This window comes from Pseudomonas sp. IB20, assembly GCF_009707325.1.
Taxonomy (GTDB): domain Bacteria; phylum Pseudomonadota; class Gammaproteobacteria; order Pseudomonadales; family Pseudomonadaceae; genus Aquipseudomonas.
The window spans coordinates 1,435,187-1,452,068 of sequence record NZ_CP046103.1; the positions used below are offsets into that span (position 1 = coordinate 1,435,187).

General features: G+C 61.4%; 14 protein-coding genes and 2 pseudogenes. 9 read left to right on the forward strand and 7 right to left on the reverse strand.

What is annotated here, in order from left to right; all coding sequences use genetic code 11:
• Positions 1–53: 53 nt before the first annotated feature.
• The 4 genes from GJU48_RS06565 to GJU48_RS06580 all read left to right on the forward strand — a co-directional run bounded on the left by GJU48_RS06565 (position 54) and on the right by GJU48_RS06580 (position 3,332).
• Positions 54–1,127, forward strand: a complete 1,074-nt coding sequence (locus GJU48_RS06565; RefSeq protein ID WP_094950000.1) for a serine hydrolase domain-containing protein — start codon at positions 54–56, stop codon at positions 1,125–1,127.
• The gene (locus tag GJU48_RS06570; protein ID WP_094949999.1) at positions 1,124–1,438 is read left to right on the forward strand and encodes an amidase; all 315 of its coding nucleotides are present in this window, start codon (positions 1,124–1,126) and stop codon (positions 1,436–1,438) included. The genes GJU48_RS06565 and GJU48_RS06570 overlap by 4 nt, the downstream gene beginning before the upstream one ends.
• Before the next feature lie 153 nt (positions 1,439–1,591).
• A complete protein-coding gene (locus tag GJU48_RS06575; RefSeq protein ID WP_094953054.1) occupies positions 1,592–2,173 on the forward strand; it encodes a YceI family protein in 582 nt (193 codons plus the stop codon).
• A 1-nt stretch (position 2,174) separates the two neighbouring features.
• The gene (locus tag GJU48_RS06580) at positions 2,175–3,332 is read left to right on the forward strand and encodes a phospholipase D-like domain-containing protein (RefSeq protein ID WP_094953055.1); all 1,158 of its coding nucleotides are present in this window, start codon (positions 2,175–2,177) and stop codon (positions 3,330–3,332) included.
• A gap of 101 nt (positions 3,333–3,433) precedes the next feature.
• Here the strand turns inward: GJU48_RS06580 and bglX are convergent, their stop codons facing one another.
• Positions 3,434–5,725, reverse strand: a complete 2,292-nt coding sequence (gene bglX / locus GJU48_RS06585) for a beta-glucosidase BglX (RefSeq protein ID WP_094953057.1) — start codon at positions 5,723–5,725, stop codon at positions 3,434–3,436.
• A 242-nt stretch (positions 5,726–5,967) separates the two neighbouring features.
• Here bglX and GJU48_RS06590 point away from each other — a divergent pair, with 242 nt between their 5' ends.
• From GJU48_RS06590 to GJU48_RS06605, 4 genes are all read left to right on the forward strand, one after another.
• The gene (locus tag GJU48_RS06590; RefSeq protein WP_094953058.1) at positions 5,968–6,579 is read left to right on the forward strand and encodes a LemA family protein; all 612 of its coding nucleotides are present in this window, start codon (positions 5,968–5,970) and stop codon (positions 6,577–6,579) included.
• 18 nt (positions 6,580–6,597) lie between these two features.
• Positions 6,598–7,329 (forward strand): TPM domain-containing protein, encoded by a 732-nt coding sequence (locus GJU48_RS06595; protein WP_094953059.1) that lies wholly within the window; start codon positions 6,598–6,600, stop codon positions 7,327–7,329.
• Positions 7,330–7,360: 31 nt separating this feature from the next.
• On the forward strand, positions 7,361–7,978 hold the full coding sequence (locus GJU48_RS06600) for a TPM domain-containing protein (protein ID WP_094953060.1): 618 nt from the start codon (positions 7,361–7,363) through the stop codon (positions 7,976–7,978).
• A 246-nt stretch (positions 7,979–8,224) separates the two neighbouring features.
• Positions 8,225–9,442 (forward strand): class I SAM-dependent methyltransferase, encoded by a 1,218-nt coding sequence (locus GJU48_RS06605; protein WP_094953061.1) that lies wholly within the window; start codon positions 8,225–8,227, stop codon positions 9,440–9,442.
• 135 nt (positions 9,443–9,577) lie between these two features.
• Here GJU48_RS06605 and GJU48_RS06610 read toward each other — a convergent pair whose 3' ends face one another.
• The 5 genes and pseudogenes from GJU48_RS06610 to GJU48_RS06630 all read right to left on the reverse strand — a co-directional run.
• Positions 9,578–10,477: a DMT family transporter gene (locus GJU48_RS06610; RefSeq protein ID WP_094953062.1), complete on the reverse strand. Its 900-nt coding sequence runs from the start codon at positions 10,475–10,477 to the stop codon at positions 9,578–9,580.
• A gap of 275 nt (positions 10,478–10,752) precedes the next feature.
• Entirely contained in the window at positions 10,753–13,311 is a 2,559-nt protein-coding gene (locus GJU48_RS06615) for a TonB-dependent receptor (RefSeq protein WP_094951043.1), read from the reverse strand.
• 129 nt (positions 13,312–13,440) lie between these two features.
• Positions 13,441–14,409: a FecR family protein gene (locus GJU48_RS06620; protein ID WP_094951042.1), complete on the reverse strand. Its 969-nt coding sequence runs from the start codon at positions 14,407–14,409 to the stop codon at positions 13,441–13,443.
• On the reverse strand, positions 14,406–14,945 hold the full coding sequence (locus tag GJU48_RS06625) for an RNA polymerase sigma factor (RefSeq protein ID WP_094951041.1): 540 nt from the start codon (positions 14,943–14,945) through the stop codon (positions 14,406–14,408). The genes GJU48_RS06620 and GJU48_RS06625 overlap by 4 nt, the downstream gene beginning before the upstream one ends.
• A 176-nt stretch (positions 14,946–15,121) precedes the next feature.
• Positions 15,122–15,303 (reverse strand): annotated as a pseudogene (locus GJU48_RS06630) (dihydrodipicolinate synthase family protein); the annotation flags it as partial.
• A 176-nt stretch (positions 15,304–15,479) separates the two neighbouring features.
• Here GJU48_RS06630 and GJU48_RS06635 point away from each other — a divergent pair.
• Positions 15,480–15,620: pseudogene (locus GJU48_RS06635) on the forward strand (cupin domain-containing protein); the annotation flags it as partial.
• A gap of 125 nt (positions 15,621–15,745) precedes the next feature.
• Here the strand turns inward: GJU48_RS06635 and GJU48_RS06640 are convergent.
• The gene (locus GJU48_RS06640; RefSeq protein WP_094951039.1) at positions 15,746–16,762 is read right to left on the reverse strand and encodes a DUF4917 family protein; all 1,017 of its coding nucleotides are present in this window, start codon (positions 16,760–16,762) and stop codon (positions 15,746–15,748) included.
• Positions 16,763–16,882 lie beyond the last annotated feature (120 nt).

Sequence of the window (16,882 nt, forward strand, 5' to 3'; positions counted from 1 at the left end):
TCATGCGCCTCGGCTAGGCTCGCGGGCTTGAATGCCCCCTTGAGTTTGCGTCCATGGTCCGAGGCTTGTTGTGCGTTGCCCTGCTGTTCTTCACCGTTGCCGCCCATGCCGAAACCTGGCCTGACAAGGACTGGGCCCAGGGCACAGCACTCTCAGGACCCGCTGTCGATGCTCTGAATGCCTACGCGTTTCCAACCCGTGACGACGCCACCCGCCAAGGCATTCGCACTGACGCGCTGCTGGTGATCCGCGACGGCGAAGTCATCTACGAACGCTACGCCGCGCCCACCACCGCCAGCACGCCGCACCTGACTTGGTCGGTGAGCAAAAGCCTGATGGCCACGGTGCTCGGCGTGGCCTATGGCGAAAGCCGCTTCAAACTCACCGACCCCGCCGCACGCTTCTACCCGCCGATGAAACAACACCCCAAAGTCACCCTGGCCGACTTGCTGCACTGGGCCTCGGGCCTCGACTGGCAAGAAGACTACGAATACGCCCCGCTGAAATCCTCCGTCGTGGCGATGCTCTACACCCGTGGGCGCGCCGACATGGCCGAGTTCGCCGCCGACACCGAGGCTGTCGCCGCACCGGGCCAGGCCTTCCGCTACTCCAGCGGCGACAGCAACATCCTGTCCGCCGCCCTCAAAGGTATGCTCGGCCACAAGGCTTATATGAATTACCCGTGGGATGCGCTGTTCAAGCCGCTGGGCATCCACAACGCCATCTGGGAAACCGATGCCGACGAAACCTTCGTTGCCTCGTCCTACGCCTACCTCACCGCCCGCGACCTGGCGCGCGTCGGCCTGCTGATGGCGCGCGACGGTCGTTGGGGTGAGCAGCAGTTGCTGCCTAAAGAGTGGGTCGCCTTCAACCGCCAACCGTTCGACAAATACAAGGCTGGCCAGGACGAAGCCGTACCCGGCGGCCAATGGTGGCTGAACCAAGGCGCCCCAAGGCCATGGCCCGACGCTCCCGCCGACACCTTCGCCGCCCTTGGCCACTGGGGCCAGGCGCTGTTTGTGCTGCCCGACGAACACTTGGTGATCGTGCGCTACGGCGATGATCGCGACGGCACTTACCGCCACAACGAACTGCTCAAACGCGTGCTTGCGGCGGTGCAGCCATGATTCGTCGTCGGCCGTTTACCAGTGTGTTTCTCCTGCTATTACTCGCGTTGCTGGGTTGGGTCTGGCACGAGCGCGTCAACCTGCAAGCCTTCCCCGACATCATCGCGGCGTACACGGCCAAGGAGTACTGCTCGTGCCGGTATGTGGAGAACAACCCCGCCGAGTATTGCCTGGGGTATGTGAAGCAGTACGTGCCGACCAGTGCGTTTATCGACAAGCCGGAGCGTAGTGAAGTGACGGCGAGCGGGTTGGGGCGTACGCATACGGCTCGGTGGTTAGGTGATCGCCAAGGCTGTCGCCTGAATCCCTGACACACCCCAAATCCCCTTTGGGAGCTGGCTTGCCTGCGATGGGCATAGGTATCTACGCAACGCTTTGTGTGGTGCTGAGCTTGTGATGGGTTGATTGCGCCCGGCACCCGGCACAGTTAAGGTTCATCCAGGTTTTTTGCCCCATGAGTTTCTATGTTCAACGTCAAACCCCTGGCCTTCACACTGCTGACTTGTGCCGCACTGCCCGCCCACGCCAACTGGTACCTGGATAACGAATCCTCACGCCTGTCGTTCGTCACCACCAAAAACACCGAGATCGCCGAAGTGCATCGTTTCCTGGTGTTGCACGGCAAGGTCGACAGTCAGGGCGCGGCGCAACTGCAAGTGGAGCTGGAGTCGATCAACAGCGGCATCCCGCTGCGCGATGAGCGCATGCGCAATGATCTGTTTCAGATCAAGACTTTCCCCGAAGCGCTGATCAGCGCGCAGATCAATCTGCAGCCCATCAACGACCTGGCCCCCGGCGCGCAGTTGGAGTTGCGCCTGCCATTGAGCGTCACCCTGCACGGCAAGACCCAAACCTACAGCGCCGAGCTGTTGGCCACGCGCCTGGATGACCGGCGCTTTCAGGTGGTGACCCTGGAGCCGGTGGTGTTGCATGCCGAGGATTTCGAGCTGGCGCCGGGCGTGGCGATGCTGCGCAAGGCCGCGGGGCTCAAGTCGATCAGTTTGTCGGTGCCGGTGGGTGCGGTACTGATCTTTACGGCGCGCTGACGTGGGCGGCGCAGTGTTCCCGTGGCGCAGCGCCAACCGTTTCGAGTTGTTGATCGACGGGCCGAGCTTTTTCCCGCAGATGCTGGTGGGCATTGCCCGCGCTGAGCAGCAAGTCGATTTGGAGTTGTACCTGGTGGAAGCCGGAGCCTGTGCCGATGCCATGGTTCAGGCGTTGGTGCTGGCGGCCGAGCGCGGTGTGCGGGTGAGCTGTTTGTTTGATGATTACGGCAGCCTGGCCTTTACCTTGGGCTTGCGTAAGCGCCTGACCGACGCGGGCGTGCAGCTGCGTTTCTACAATCGCCTGAGCTGGCGGCGTTGGATGCGCAATCTGTACCGCGACCACCGCAAGCTGTTGCTGATTGACCAGAGCATCGCCGTGGTGGGCGGAACCGGCGTGACCGATGAATTCTGGACACCGGGGCAAGACACCGCCGAGTGGCATGAAGTGATGGTGCAAATCAGCGGGCCGCTGGTGCTCGACTGGCAGGCGCTGTTCGACCGCCAATGGCACGCCAATGCGGCGCGGCGGGAGTGGAAGCCCGCCACCCATTTCGGTTTGTCGCGCTTGCCCAAGGTGCCGGCGACCGGGCCGGGCCTGGGGCGCGTCGCGTATGCCGATGCCCGTCAGCACCGCGATATTTTGCAGTCGCTGATCCGCGCGTTGAACAGCAGCCAGCAGCGTATCTGGCTGGCCACGCCGTATTTTCTGCCGACCTGGAGCGTACGGCGTGCCTTGCGCCGCGCGGCTGGGCGTGGGGTCGATGTGCGTTTGCTGCTCACCGGCCCGCGCACCGATCACCCCTCCGTGCGTTACGCCGGGCACCGTTACTACCCGCGTTTGCTGCGGGCGGGCGTGCAGATTTTTGAGTACCAGCCGTGTTTCCTGCACCTGAAAATGGTGTTGGTGGATGACTGGGTGAGCATCGGCTCGTGCAATTTCGACCACTGGAATTTGCGCTTCAACCTGGAAGCCAACCTGGAAGCGTTGGACCCAGCGTTAACGCTGGCCGTGGCCGGTAGTTTCGAGCGCGATTTTACCCAGAGCCAGGCGGTGAGCCTGCAGGCGTGGAAGTCGCGGCCGTTGTGGCGGCGGGTGAAGCAGCGGGTGTGGGGATGGATTGATCGGTTGGTGGTAAATCTGTTGGATCGGCGGGGGTAGGGCACCCCCGCCTTTTGTTCAAAACTGCAGCGAATACTGCGCTTGGCTCGGTGGGCCAGCGCGCAAGCCCCCTCTTCAAAAAAAGAGGGGGGCTGCAGGTGTTACAGCAACTCGAACGTCTGCTGCTGCACATCCTGGGAGTCCAGGCCGATCTGTACATTGAACTCGCCGGGTTCTGCGGCGAACTTGAGTTGGGTGTTGTAGAACTTCAAGTCTTCCTCGGTGATGGTGAAGTGCAGCGTGCGCTCCTCACCGGCCTTGAGCATGACCTTCTGGAAGTTCTTCAGCTCTTTGATCGGGCGGATCATCGAGCCGGCCACGTCCTGGATATACAACTGCACCACGGTTTCGCCCTCGACCTTGCCGGTGTTTTTCAGCGTGACGCTGGCGTCGAGCTTGCCGGTCTTGTTCAGGGTGGTGGACGACAGCGCCATGTCCGACAGGCTGAACGTGGTGTAGCTCAGGCCATAGCCGAACGGGAACAGCGGCCCGGTGGTGTCATCGAAGTACTGCGAGGTGTAGTTGCCCGGCTTGCCTGGGGTAAACGGCCGGCCGATGGTCAGGTGGTTATAGTAGGTCGGAATCTGCCCTACCGAACGTGGGAAGGTGATCGGCAGCTTGCCCGACGGGTTGTAGTCACCAAACAGCACGTCGGCGATGGCGTTGCCACCTTCGGTGCCGGCGAACCAGGTTTCCAGGATCGCGTCGGCCTGTTGGTTCTCTTCAAGAATCGACAGCGGGCGGCCGTTCATCAGTACCAGCACCAGCGGTTTGCCGGTGGCTTTCAAGGCTTTGATCAGGTCGCGCTGGCTCTGCGGGATGTTCAGGTCGGTGCGGCTGGAGGATTCGTGGGACATGCCACGGGACTCGCCCACAGCCGCCACCACCACGTCGGCATCCTTGGCGGCCTTCACCGCTTCGTCGATCAGCACCTGCGGGGAGCGGGTGTCATCCACCACTTCCGGGGCATCGAAGTTGAGGAAGTTGAGGTAGTCGACCACGGCCTTGTCGTTGGTGATGTTGGCGCCACGCGCGTAGATCACTTTGCCTTTTTCGCCGATCACCGCGTTGAGACCATCGAGCAGGGTCACCGATTGTGCCGGTTTGCCGGCGGCGGCCCAGCTGCCCATCATGTCGATCGGCGCCTTGGCCAGCGGGCCGACCAGTGCGATGGTCGCGGATTTTTTCAGCGGCAGGGTGTTGTTCTGGTTTTTCAGCAGGACCAGGCTGCGGCGCGCGACATCCCGTGCGTCGGCACGGTGCAGGCGGCTCTCGGCATAGGTGTCGGCCGGGTCATCCTCGGCCTTGCCGATGCGCAGGTACGGGTCTTTGAACAGGCCCATGTCGTACTTGGCGCCGAGCACTTCGCGTACGGCGTTGTCGATGTCGCTTTGCTCGATCTCGCCGGACTTGAGCAGCCCGGGCAATTCCTTGCCGTACAGCGAGTCGTTCATGCTCATGTCGATGCCGGCCTTGATCGCAAGCTTAGCGGCTTCACGCCCGTCCTTGGCCACGCCGTGCTTGATCAGCTCGAAGATCGCGCCGTGGTCACTCACGGCCAGGCCTTTAAAGCCCCAGTCTTTGCGCAACAGGTCGTTCATCAGCCAAGTGTTGGCGGTGGCGGGCACGCCGTTGATCGAGTTCAACGCCACCATCACGCCGCCGGCACCGGCCTTGATCGCCGCGTGGTAGGGCGGCAGGTAGTCCTGGTACATCTTGACCGGGCTCATGTCGACCACGTTGTAGTCGCGACCGCCTTCCACCGCGCCGTACAGGGCAAAGTGCTTGACGCTGGCCATGATGCTGTCGGCATTGGCCGCGCTTGTGCCCTGGAAGGCCTTGACCATCACTTCGGCAATGCGCGACGTCAGGTAGGTGTCTTCGCCGAAACCTTCGGAAGTACGCCCCCAGCGCGGGTCGCGGGAGATGTCGACCATCGGCGCAAAGGTGATGTCGAGGCTGTCGGCGGCGGCTTCCTGGGCGGCGATGCGCCCGGAGCGGCCGATGGCGTCCATGTCCCAGCTAGAGGCCAGGGCCAGGCTGATCGGGAAGATCGTACGGTGGCCGTGGATCACGTCGTAGGCGAAAAACATCGGGATCTTCAACCGGCTGCGCATGGCCGCGTCCTGCATCGGACGGTTTTCCGGGCGAGTGATCGAGTTGAAGGTGCCGCCGATACGGCCGGCGGCGATTTCCTTGCGGATCAGCTCGCGGGGCATTTCGGGGCCGATGCTGATCAGGCGCAATTGGCCGATCTTTTCATCCAGGGTCATCTGCTTGAGCAGGTCGCTGACGAAGGCGTCCTTGTCTTTAAGCGCAGCAGGCTTTGTTTCTGCCCAGACGGGGTGGGTGGCCAGAGTGGCAACAAGGCCGAGCAAACACAGCTTTTTCATGAATATCCTTTTTCGGCTCACTGCATAGCATCAAGAGAATGCCATCGGCCAAAATGTGGGGAGCGTCTATTGTTGTTCGGGTGTTGTTCAGATAAATGCAGCACACTCTGAACTCTTTTTCGCGCTGGGCATCTTTGTAGCTGATTGGCTCGACGCAATCCAGTGGTGGCGGATTATGCCCCAAGTGCGCGGTTTATAGGGTTAGTCGTCACATTCCATCTAGTTTGGGCAGGAGAAACACCATGCAAGCAGCACAAGGTTACCGCTGGGGCTTGAAAGCCGCGGCTTTGCTACTGATCAGCAGCGTGCTGAGCGGTTGCGGCATCAACACCATTCCCACCCTGGATGAACAGGCCAAGGCGGCCTGGGGCCAGGTGCAGAACCAGTACCAACGGCGTGCCGACCTGATCCCCAACCTGGTGGAAGTGGTCAAGGGCTACGCGGCCCATGAGCAAGACACCCTCACCGCCGTGATTGAGGCGCGGGCCAAGGCCACCTCGATCCAAGTAGATGCCAGCACCCTCGACAACCCCGAGAAACTCAAGCAGTTCCAGCAAGCCCAGGACGGTTTGAGCGGCGCCCTCAGCCGCTTGATGGTGGTGTCTGAGCGTTATCCGGACCTGAAAGCCAACCAGAACTTCCTGGCCCTGCAATCGCAACTTGAAGGCACGGAAAACCGTATTGCCGTGGCCCGTCGCGATTTCATCCAGGCCGTGCAGGCGTACAACACTGAAATCCGCACCTTCCCTGGCCGCCTGTGGCACAGCGTGATGTACAGCGACTTGCCGATCCGCGCCACGTTTGAAGCCACCAGCGCTGATGCCGATAAAGCGCCGCAAGTGAAGTTCAAATAACGCTGCGTTGAGGTGTCGATGCGTTTATTACGGATAGGCCTGGCGCTGTGGTTGCTGGCGTGCGTCGGTGCGGCCCAGGCGGCGCTGACGTTCCCGGCCCTGACTGGGCGGGTGGTGGACAGCGCCCAGATGCTCGACCCGGCAACGCGGGCGCAAATAACCCAGCAGTTGCAGGCGTTGGAGCAAACGTCCGGCGACCAGCTCGTGGTGGTCACCGTGCCCGACCTGCAAGGCGTGCCGATTGAGGACTACGGTTACCAATTGGGCCGCCAGTGGGGCATCGGCCAGAAGGGCAAGGACAACGGCGCGCTGTTGATCGTCGCCCGTGATGAGCGCAAATTGCGCATCGAAGTCGGCTATGGCCTGGAAGGCGTGCTGACCGATGCGCAGTCCTGGGTGATCATCAATCAGGTGATCGCGCCTAAGTTCAAGGCTGGCAATTACAGCCAGGGCATCAGCGACGGCGTTACGGCGATGGTGCAGGTGGTGGGCGGCGAGCCGCTGGCGGTGCCAGCGCATGTGGCGGATGCGAATTTCGCCAAGGACAACCCAGGGTTGTCCATCGGCTTGTTCATCCTGCTGATCGGCGTGTTGTGGCTGTGCAATCGCCTGGGCCTGCCGGTTGGCGCTATCCTCTTGGCAATCCTCAGCAGCAGTGGGCGCGGCGGCGGTGGCGGGGGAGGCGGCGGTGGTGGCTTCAGAGGCGGCGGCGGTGGTTTTGGCGGTGGCGGGGCCTCAGGTGGCTGGTAATGACAATAACTAGAACAGAGCATCGACAACCATGGCATTACTGAGTGAACACGAGCAGCGCCAAGTCGCCGAAGCGATTGCCCGAGTCGAGAAAACCACCGACGCCGAACTGGTCACGGTGCTGGCGGCCCGCGCTGACGATTACGCTTACATCCCGCTGCTGTGGGCCAGCCTGATCGCCTTGGTGGTGCCCGGCGTGGTGCATTACTTGTCGGGCTACTTGACCATGTACACCTTGCTGTTGGCGCAGTGGGCGACGTTTATCGTGTTGTGCCTGGTGTTTCGTTTGCCCAAGGTCACCACCCGCTTGATCCCGCGTTCGGTGCGTCATTGGCGGGCGTCCAACCTGGCGCGCCGGCAGTTCCTGGAGCAGAACCTGCACCACACGGTGGGCGGGACGGGTGTGCTGATTTTTGTCAGCGAGGCGGAACGGTATGTGGAGATCCTGGTGGACGAGGGTATTTCCAAACGGCTGGATGACGAGAGCTGGGATGGCATCGTCAAGGCGTTTACCCAGCAGGTGAAACAGGGGCAGACGTTGGCGGGGTTTATTGCGTGTATCGAGGCCTGCGGCGAGTTGCTCAAGGTGCATGTGCCGGTGACGCAGGCGCGTAATGAGTTGCCCAACCGCCTGATCGTGCTGGAATAGCCCACACCCCTCAGAACCCATGCGGGAACTGCTTTTCTGTGGGAGTCGGGCTTGCCTGCAATGGCATCAACTCGGTTGGCCTGATGGACCGAGGTGCCAGCATCACAGGCAAGCCACCTCCCACAGAAAAGCAGCTCCCGCATTTGATTTGCGGCGGCTGAGCGACCGTTGATCAAATAACCCCGTGCCCTGAAGCACTATCCCCCCTAAAATGCCCGGCATTCCCAGCCCGAGGCGTTTTTGTTCATGTCCGTCACCGCTCAACCTGCCCGCCCTGCGCCGGATCATCACGCCCAGTTCATCGAACTGCTGAGCGCAAGCCTGGCGCAGCATGCGTTTATCAAGCTGGTGCTGGCCAAGTACGTCGGCGAGGAAGCCGAGCTGCAACGGCTGATCATCAAGCCGGTAACGGTCAAGGAGCAGGCGTGCCTGTCGTTCGTCTACCGCTACAAGACCCGCGACATCACCAAGAACTTGCCCCTGGCCGACGGCGTTGCGGCGATTGCCGAGCTGCTGCCCGCGTCGTTCAAGAACGCGCACTTGCTGTCGCTGACCGACGAAGCCCAGCTGGAATACAGCAAGAAGAACAAAAGCTCGTTGTTCAAAAGCAAGCCGCAGCAACTGCGTGAGGCGCCTTCCGCCGAGCACAACCGTGAGAAAAATCGCTTCCTCGACCTGAGCCGGCCGTTCCTCGCCGACCTAGGCGTGACCGACGCCAAGCAGGCGCTGATCCCGTCGATGTCGCGCAAGTGGAAGCAGATCAACAAGTTCATCGAAGTGTTCAGCCATGCGCTGACCTCGTCACCCTTGAAACTGGACCAACCCGTGCGGGTCGCCGATTTCGGTTCGGGCAAGGGCTACCTGACCTTCGCCATTCACGATTACCTGCGCAACACCCTCAAGGCTGAGGGCGAAGTGACCGGCGTGGAGCTGCGCGAAGACATGGTGACCCTGTGCAACACCGCTGCCGCGCGCCTGGAACACCCGGGGCTGGTGTTCAAGTGCGGTGATGTGCGCAGCGTGGCGCCGAGCGAGTTGGACGTGATGATCGCGCTGCATGCCTGCGACATCGCCACCGACTACGCGATCCACACCGGCATCCGTTCCGGCGCGTCGATCATCATGTGCTCGCCGTGCTGCCACAAACAGATTCGCCTACAGATCCAGAGCCCGGTGCTGCTCAAGCCGATGCTGCAATACGGCCTGCACCTGGGCCAACAGGCGGAAATGGTCACCGACAGCCTGCGTGCGTTGTTCCTTGAGGCCTGCGGTTATGAGACCAAGGTGTTCGAGTTCATCTCGTTGGAACATACCAACAAGAACAAGATGATCCTCGCGGTCAAACGCAACGAGCCGGTGGACAACGCGCAACTGCTGGAGAAAATCCAAGCGCTGAAGGCGTTCTACCACATCACCGAGCACTGCCTGGAAACCTTGCTGCGCGCGGATGGTTATTTGAGCTGAGCACAGCACCAAAAATGTGGGAGCTGGCTTGGGTGGGAGCTGGCTTGCCTGCGATGCAGGCAACTCGGTCTTTCAGGTAAACCGAGGTGATGCGATCGCGGGCAAGCCCAGCTCCCACACACGCCAGCTTTCACATTAGATAGTGCTTGGCTTGGGAGCCGGCGCAGGCTGCACCGCCGTCTTGCGCCCCAGCATCACCGTCACGATCACCCCACAGGCAAACACCCACGTAATCGGCTCGATATGTTCACCAAAGAACAACGCCGAAAACGCGATGGTGAAGAAAATCTGCAGCAGTTGAATCTGGCTGACCCGCGCAATCCCGCCCATGGCCAACCCGGCGTACCAGGCAAAGAACCCCAGGAACTGCGAGAACAGCGACACATACCCAAACGCCCACCAGGTGCGCATCGAAATCGCGCCTTGGTGCTGCGCCGCCAGGTACCACACCGGGCCGATCAGCACCGGTGTCGACAGCACCAGCGCCCAGCAGATCACTTGCCAGCCACCCATCTCCTTCGCCAACCGGCCACCTTCGGCATAGCCCAGGCCGCCCACGGCAATTGCGCCGAGCATCAGCAAATCACCCGCCTGAATACTGCCCGCGCCGGTGATCAAGGCGTAGCTCAACACCAACGCACTGCCCAGCGCCGCGCAGGCCCAGAAGGCTTTTGACGGCCGCTCGTGGGACAGCCACGCCGCATACAGCGCCACGCACAGCGGTTGCAAGCCGTTGACCAGCGCGCCATGGGAGGCCGGCAAGGTCTGCATGGCCCAGGCCGACAGCACCGGGAAACCGAGGATTACACCGGCGATGACCAGGCACAAACCGCGCACCTGGTGCCAGGTCGGCCAGCGCTCACGGCGCCACAGCAACAGCGCCGCCGCCGGAATCGCCGCGAACAAGGCGCGACCCAGGCCGTTGAGCAATGGGTGGATTTCCTGCACCACGATGCGGGTGAAGGGCAGGGTCAGGCTGAAGATGATGACACCCAGCAGGCCGAGGGCCATGCCGGTGTTTTCGCGCGAGCTCATGATGGGGACCGAAACGAGAGGGCTTCAAGGGAAGCCCATCTAGCCACAACCCCCGCCGATTGCGGGCCTACAGCTGGGTACGGATTTATCCGTACAGTTGAGGTCGTGTGGGAGCTGGCTTGCCTGCGATAGCCATGGGTATCTACGCAACTTTTTGTGTTGCTTTTAGCCTGTGATGTTAAAAAAGATGTGTAGATACCTATGCTGCGATAGCATCACCTCGAGATGCCTGATACACCGAGTCGCCTGTATCGCAGGCAAGCCAGCTCCCACAATCAGAAGAACCGCGTAACGCTGATCTTCGCATCACGGCCTTTGGTATAGGCGCGATCGCCGCTCAAGGCTGGGCGGAAGTTATTGTTGAACAGGTTGTCCACGGTGAAGTTCACTTCGGTGCCTTTCAGGTAGGCCTGTTGCGGCTTCCATTTGGCGAACAGGCCTTGGGTGTTGTAGGCCTTGTTGCCGTACTGGTCATAGAACAGATCGCCTAAGCTGCTGCCCGGTCCGCCGGAATATTTGTCGCTGGGCAAGCGGTCGGTGGCGCCGATGAACTGGCCCGTCCAGCCCACTTGGGCATCCCAGGCGGGAATGTTGGTGCCCAGTACCAGCACCCATTTGGTCGGTGGAATGTCGCGTGCTGCCACGTTCGGGCCCCAGGGGTTGGTGTAGGCGCCTTCGTGGTCACCTTTGGCGTAGGCGAACGACACCGAGCCAAACAGGTAGGTGGAGTTGTAGAACGATTCCAGCTCAACGCCCTTGATGGTCAGGCCGCCGATGTTGCGGTAGTTGGGCATCGCACCCGGTGGGCAAGCATTGGCAATCGTACCGCCGTTGATGGCCTGGTTCTGGCAGCCGACGCCGGTGGCCTTGAAGATTTCGTCTTCGACTTTGTTATGGAACAACGTGGTGCGTATTTGCAGGTTGTCGTCCTCGGCGATCAGGTTGTCGAAGCTGGTCACGCTGCCGACGCTGATCGAGGTGATGCGCTCGGGGTCGAGGTCGACGCTGGTGGCGGTGCGGCTGCCCAGGCCTTGCACTTCATATTGTTCATCAATGACCGGCGCGCGCCAGGTCTTGCTCCAGTTGGCGAACAGCCCCAGGTGCGGGGTGACGTTCCAGAACAGCGCCAGGCGCGGTGACCAACCGGTGTAGGTGCGGTCGCTGTAATCGTGGCCGACGGCCGGGTTCGGGTTGCTGTAGTAAGGCGCATCGTTGGCTTCGCCGCGGTTGCGCACATGGTCGTAGCGCAGGGACGGGGTGATGGTTACATCGCCCACGGTGACCGCATCCTGGACAAAGAAGCTATTGGTGTCGACTTTGCCGTGGGGCATGAAGCCCGGCTGGAAATGCCCGTAGTTGTAGCGCGCGGTGTCGTAGGTTTTACCGGGTATCCACATCTCGGTTTCTCGCGCGTGTTTGCGGATCTGCCCGCCGACGGTGACTGCATGCTGCAAGGGGCCGGTGTCAAACAGGCTGACGTTGCGGATGTCGAGGTTCTTGTCGGTATAGGACGTGTCCATCTTGCGGCCGCCGGTGGCCAGCTGGAAAAACGCGCTGGCGTTGCGCTCGTCGGTCTGGTCGGTGTTGGACTGCGAATACTTGACGGTCAGGTCTACCAGCGGGTTGTCCAGCGGCTGGTATTCATACTTGCCCGACCAGGTGGTGTCGACGGTGTCGCGGTGGGCTAAAAAACGCGTCAACGCGCCTTCGTAGCCGTAGCGGTCGATCTGGGCCTGGGTCGGCGGCGCCGGGTAGCTGGCGGCGGAAAACGGTGTCCAGCGGTTGCTGTGGGAGCGCGAGTAGGACAGCCCGACACTGTGCTCATCGGTCAGGTGCGCGTTGACCTTGAACAATTTGCCGTCCACATCCTGGGCGCTGTTGGGCAGGCGCTGGGGGTTGATCGGGAACAGGTTGTCCTCGTTGGGCAGCTTAGCGGCCACCTTCATGTCGCCGCCGTCGCGTTGGGTCAGGTAGGCCAGCGCGTCAAAACGGCCGTCGTCGGTGCGGCCATACACGGCGCCGCTGTAGACCTGTTCGTGGTCGTTGCTGGAGTAACCGTACTTGAGCATCGCGCCGCTGTTGCGGCCGTCTTTGAGCAGATCCGGGGCGTCCTTGGTGGTCATGTTCACCGTGCCGCCGAAGCCGCCGTTGCCGGTGAACGGGGAGGTCGGGCCTTTTTCCACTTCGATGCTTTTGATCAGCTCGGGCTCGATAAACACGGTGCCTTGCTGGTAGCGCTCAAAGCCGCTTTTGGTGGCGCCGTCGACGGTCAGAGGCACGTCTTCGGCATCGCCGAAACCCCGGATGTTAATGGTCTGGCCGCCAGGTTTCAGCGAACCGCCCTGGCTCACGCCGGGCAAGGTCTGTAGCAAACTGGGGATGTTATTGGACTGGTACCGATCGATGTCGGCCTGGCTCAGGGTGGAGCGGTTGACGGTGGCGGAGTCGACCTCGTTACCGGTGCCGATCACGCTGAGGGCGTCCAATTGGATGGCGCCGCTGTGGGTGGTCTTGCCCTCGTCGGGGCGCACCACGTAGGTGGTGCCGACCTTGATCAGGGTGAACGCGCCGTTTTTCAGCAGGCTGCGAATCGCCACTTCCGGGGTGAACTCACCGTTGAGCGCCGGCGCCTGTACGTTCTTGAGCAGTGTTTCATCGAATAGCAGCTGGATTTTCGCCTGCTGAGCCACCTGGCTCAGGGACGTGGCCAGTGACTGGGCAGGCAGTTGCAGCTTGAGTGATTCAGCCTGGGCACTGAGGCTGAACGCCAGGCAGGTGGCAATCAGCGTCGGTCGAAGAAACAGGTGCGAAGCGTGGCAAGGCGCGCGAAACATGGAATCCCCCGGGGTGGCTAAATAGCCAAAAAGGTGTGCAGATCAAACACAGTCCGGAGGAAGACGGGGCAGGTTGAAAAAAACCACACATGCGAATGCAAAATATTCTCAAATGAGGGTTCGCGGGCCTTACTTGCTCGGTTCGATTCTCATCACACCATCGGCCGAGGCCACGGTTTTCACCGGTAGCAGGGCCGGCAGGGCGTTGAGCAGGGCGTCCGGGTCATTCACATCCAGGTTGCCCGAGACCTTCAGTTGCGCCACTGATTTGCTGACGTGCAAGGGGGCCTGGGGCCGGTAGAGGCTCAGCTCGTCGATCAGGCTGGCCAGGTCGCGGTTGCGAAACGACAGGTGCCCGCTGCGCCAATCCGCCACTTCTCCAGCGCTAAGGGTTTGTTGCTGCACAGTGCCCTTGGCGTAGTTATAGGCGGCGCGCTGTTGGGCGCCGAGCAAGGTCACCGGGCTTTTGGCGTCCGGCGCGAAGGCCACCTGGCCATGGGCGACGCTGACCACCAGTTGCTGCTGGCTGCGCCGCACGTCGAAACCGGTGCCGACCACCCGCACATTCGCCTCGCCAGCTTGCACGTACAGCGGCCGTTCCTTGTCGGCGGCGACTTCGATGTACAGCTGGCCCTTGTCCAAATGAAGGATGCGCTGGTGGGCGCTGAAATCCACGCGCAGGCGCGTGTTGGCATTCACAAACAGGGTGCTGCCGTCGGGCAGGTTCAAGGTGCGCATGCCTTTGGCGTGCGCGGCAATTTGGCTGTGATACAGCTCGCGCGGTGCGCCGATGTGCGTGGCCAGCACGGCACAGACCACGGCGGCAGCCACGGCCAGGGCCGGGCGCCAGAGAGAGGGTTTGCGTTTGGGCAGCGGCACGGGTTTGCTCAGTTGCTGCAACTGGGCGAGGTCGGCCCACAGTTGCTCGAATTCGGCATAGGCGCGGGCATGGGCGGGCACGGCCAGCCAGGCGGCAAAGGCCTTGCGCTCGGTTCGCCCCGCATCGTTGCGGTTGCGGGCAAACCAGCTGGCGGCTTGGGCATCGATGGAGTCGCTCGCTTCGATATCCAGGGCGTCGATGTCGCTCAGGCGGTTCATTCTGGCTGCTCCGTGCCGGGTTCTTGTTGAAGGCGTCGCTTGCAATGCAGCAGGGCAAAAGCGATGTGCTTTTCCACCATGCTGGTCGAAATGCCCATGCGCTCGGCGATCTGCGCCTGGTTCAGGCCTTCGAAGCGATGCAGCATAAGGGCTTCTCGCCTGCGGGGCGAGAGTTCGGCGAGGACTTCTTTCAACTGTTCCAGGCGCTGCAAACGCTGCGCGGCGGCCATGGGGTCGTTTTGCTCATCGGTGACCGGCTCGGCGTCCCTTTCGGTCGGGTCAGAGTGGACGGTCTGCCGTACCTTCTGCTTACGCCAGTGATCGCGCAGCAGGTTGCGCGCCATCTGGAACAGAAACGCCCGTGGCTGCTCGACCTTGGCCCGGTCGCGGTAGCCCAGCCATTGGGTGAAGACATCCTGGGTCATGTCTGCCGCGTCGCTGGCGTTGTCCGTGCGTTTGCGCAGGAAATACAGAATGTCTGCATAAAACCCGCGAAAGGTATCGGCCGACAACGGGTCGGGCTTGGGACGAGGCATGGATATCCTTCTTGACGAAGCACGACGTAGAGAAGTCGCGAATGATATCGAGAATTATTGTCATTTGTCTTGTGGTAAATGCTGATGCCTGGCTGGCAATACGCTGGGCATAGCCTTTAATCCTACGGGCTAGTGAATAAAGTCCTACTCAAGCGGCGTGCCGGGGCATTTTTTATTCAGACGGCTGCCAACAGCGTCTTCAGCGGATCGCGTGCGCTGTCGCCTAACGGGAATACCGGAAGACGGGGTCGCCGGCTTCCAACCCGTTCATGCGCAACCCGGCCTTGATCGTCGCCGGCAAACCACCCTTGAGGATGAATTCCAGCAGCGGCAACTGGCGATAGAACAGTTCCCGCGCCAGTCAGCCTGGTGCGCAAGTGGATTTCATGAACGAGCGGGTGATCCTGGAGCGGGGCGATGCGCTGCACTGCGCAAAACCCGGCCTTGATCGTCGCCGGCAAACCACCCTTGAGGATGAATTCCAGCAGCGGCAACTGGCGATAGAACAGTTCCCGCGCCAGTCAGCCTGGTGCGCAAGTGGATTTCATGAACGAGCGGGTGATCCTGGAGCGGGGCGATGCGCTGCACTTCAATGCGCAGAAGCCCCACCGGATTCGTTCGGTCGGGGAAGTACAGGCGCAGTTGTTGGTGGTGGTGCACAGTTCGGAAGAATGACGGTGACCGTTATTTGAAATGCAATCAATGTGGGAGCTGGCAAGCCTGCTCCCACATGTTGATCTGCTTTGTCGTTGGGAGCTGGCAAGCCTGCTCCCACATGTTGATCTGCTTTGTTCGGGGGCTCAGCGTTCGACCGGCACTGACAACGCCGAATGACCCAACGGGTGCGTACGCGCCGCAAAAAACTTCAACGCCACACCGCTGCCCTCAAACAACGCCGAGTACCGACGCTTCTGCTGGCGAATAAACCCGTCGCTGCGGCCCGATACCGAAATCGCCAGTGTGGTCAGTTTGGCCTGGCGAAGCGCATCCACCAGGTGTCTATCCTGCGGGCCCAGGTCGTGGCCGAAGAGGCACAGCGCACCCTCATGGGTCAGCAGTTGCTCATAACAGAACGACAAATAGTCCGAACTGCGGATGGTCTTGAGCTTCTCTTCCACCTTGCCTTCGCTGACAAACAGCGGCACGTCGTCCAACGTCTTGATCGTGTTGTTGATCGCAAAACTGCTGAGCAGAGTGCTGTCGGTGGACGGCAATTTACGCGCCGTACCGTCGAGGTTGCGCACCAGGTGCAGGCCGCCGTGCAGGTAGAGGATGCGCGTGGCCTCTGTGCGGGTGTTGCGCAGGTCAAAGCTGGCATCGGCGCTGCGGAACAAGTCGTCGATGCCTGGCGTGTGCAGGATCGCCCAGTAGTTGAGCAGGTCGTAATTGCTGGTGAATACCGTGGGGTAGCGAGCCAGTTCCGCGTTGATCGTCGCCAGCGTCGACGGCTGCACCAGACGCCACGGAATGTGCACGGCGTGGATGGTATTGATCAGCGCTTCCTTGATCGCGTAGTAGCGATTGCGCGGCGCCGCCGAGCTGACCGCCAGGGCCTTGTTGACCCGGCTGGTGGTCTTCAACGCGCCCAGCGCCTGTTCAAAACTGCGGGTTTGCAGGGCGTCGAACACACTCAGCTCGGATTGGCTGAGGGGTTTTTCTTCGACGGTACGGGCGTTTTCGAACAGCGAATCGTAGGCAAAGTCTTCCCAAATCACACGGCTCGCGCCGTTGCCGATCAGAATCCCACTGAAATCGACGGCGCTGCGCAGCGCGCTCCAGTCTTCAAGGTGGGCGTCAATATCCTGGAAATCCTTCATTGCGGCGGGTCTACTCAAAATCGGCTGGGTGATGACTTTATCACGAGCGGGCGTTGATCCTGATCAAGATGGCGCAGGCAAGTCAGGTTGATCCTGTAGGCATAACGCCTCTGAGGATTG

Coding starts and splice junctions, on each gene's coding strand:
- GJU48_RS06575 (WP_094953054.1), top strand. CDS start 1,592: ATGTTCAACGTCAAACCCCTGGCCTTCACACTGCTGACTTGTGCCGCA.
- GJU48_RS06590 (WP_094953058.1), top strand. CDS start 5,968: ATGCAAGCAGCACAAGGTTACCGCTGGGGCTTGAAAGCCGCGGCTTTG.
- GJU48_RS06595 (WP_094953059.1), top strand. CDS start 6,598: ATGCGTTTATTACGGATAGGCCTGGCGCTGTGGTTGCTGGCGTGCGTC.
- GJU48_RS06565 (WP_094950000.1), top strand. CDS start 54: ATGGTCCGAGGCTTGTTGTGCGTTGCCCTGCTGTTCTTCACCGTTGCC.
- GJU48_RS06605 (WP_094953061.1), top strand. CDS start 8,225: ATGTCCGTCACCGCTCAACCTGCCCGCCCTGCGCCGGATCATCACGCC.
- bglX (WP_094953057.1), bottom strand. CDS start 5,725: ATGAAAAAGCTGTGTTTGCTCGGCCTTGTTGCCACTCTGGCCACCCAC.
- GJU48_RS06570 (WP_094949999.1), top strand. CDS start 1,124: ATGATTCGTCGTCGGCCGTTTACCAGTGTGTTTCTCCTGCTATTACTC.
- GJU48_RS06615 (WP_094951043.1), bottom strand. CDS start 13,311: ATGTTTCGCGCGCCTTGCCACGCTTCGCACCTGTTTCTTCGACCGACG.
- GJU48_RS06610 (WP_094953062.1), bottom strand. CDS start 10,477: ATGAGCTCGCGCGAAAACACCGGCATGGCCCTCGGCCTGCTGGGTGTC.
- GJU48_RS06620 (WP_094951042.1), bottom strand. CDS start 14,409: ATGAACCGCCTGAGCGACATCGACGCCCTGGATATCGAAGCGAGCGAC.
- GJU48_RS06600 (WP_094953060.1), top strand. CDS start 7,361: ATGGCATTACTGAGTGAACACGAGCAGCGCCAAGTCGCCGAAGCGATT.
- GJU48_RS06640 (WP_094951039.1), bottom strand. CDS start 16,762: ATGAAGGATTTCCAGGATATTGACGCCCACCTTGAAGACTGGAGCGCG.
- GJU48_RS06625 (WP_094951041.1), bottom strand. CDS start 14,945: ATGCCTCGTCCCAAGCCCGACCCGTTGTCGGCCGATACCTTTCGCGGG.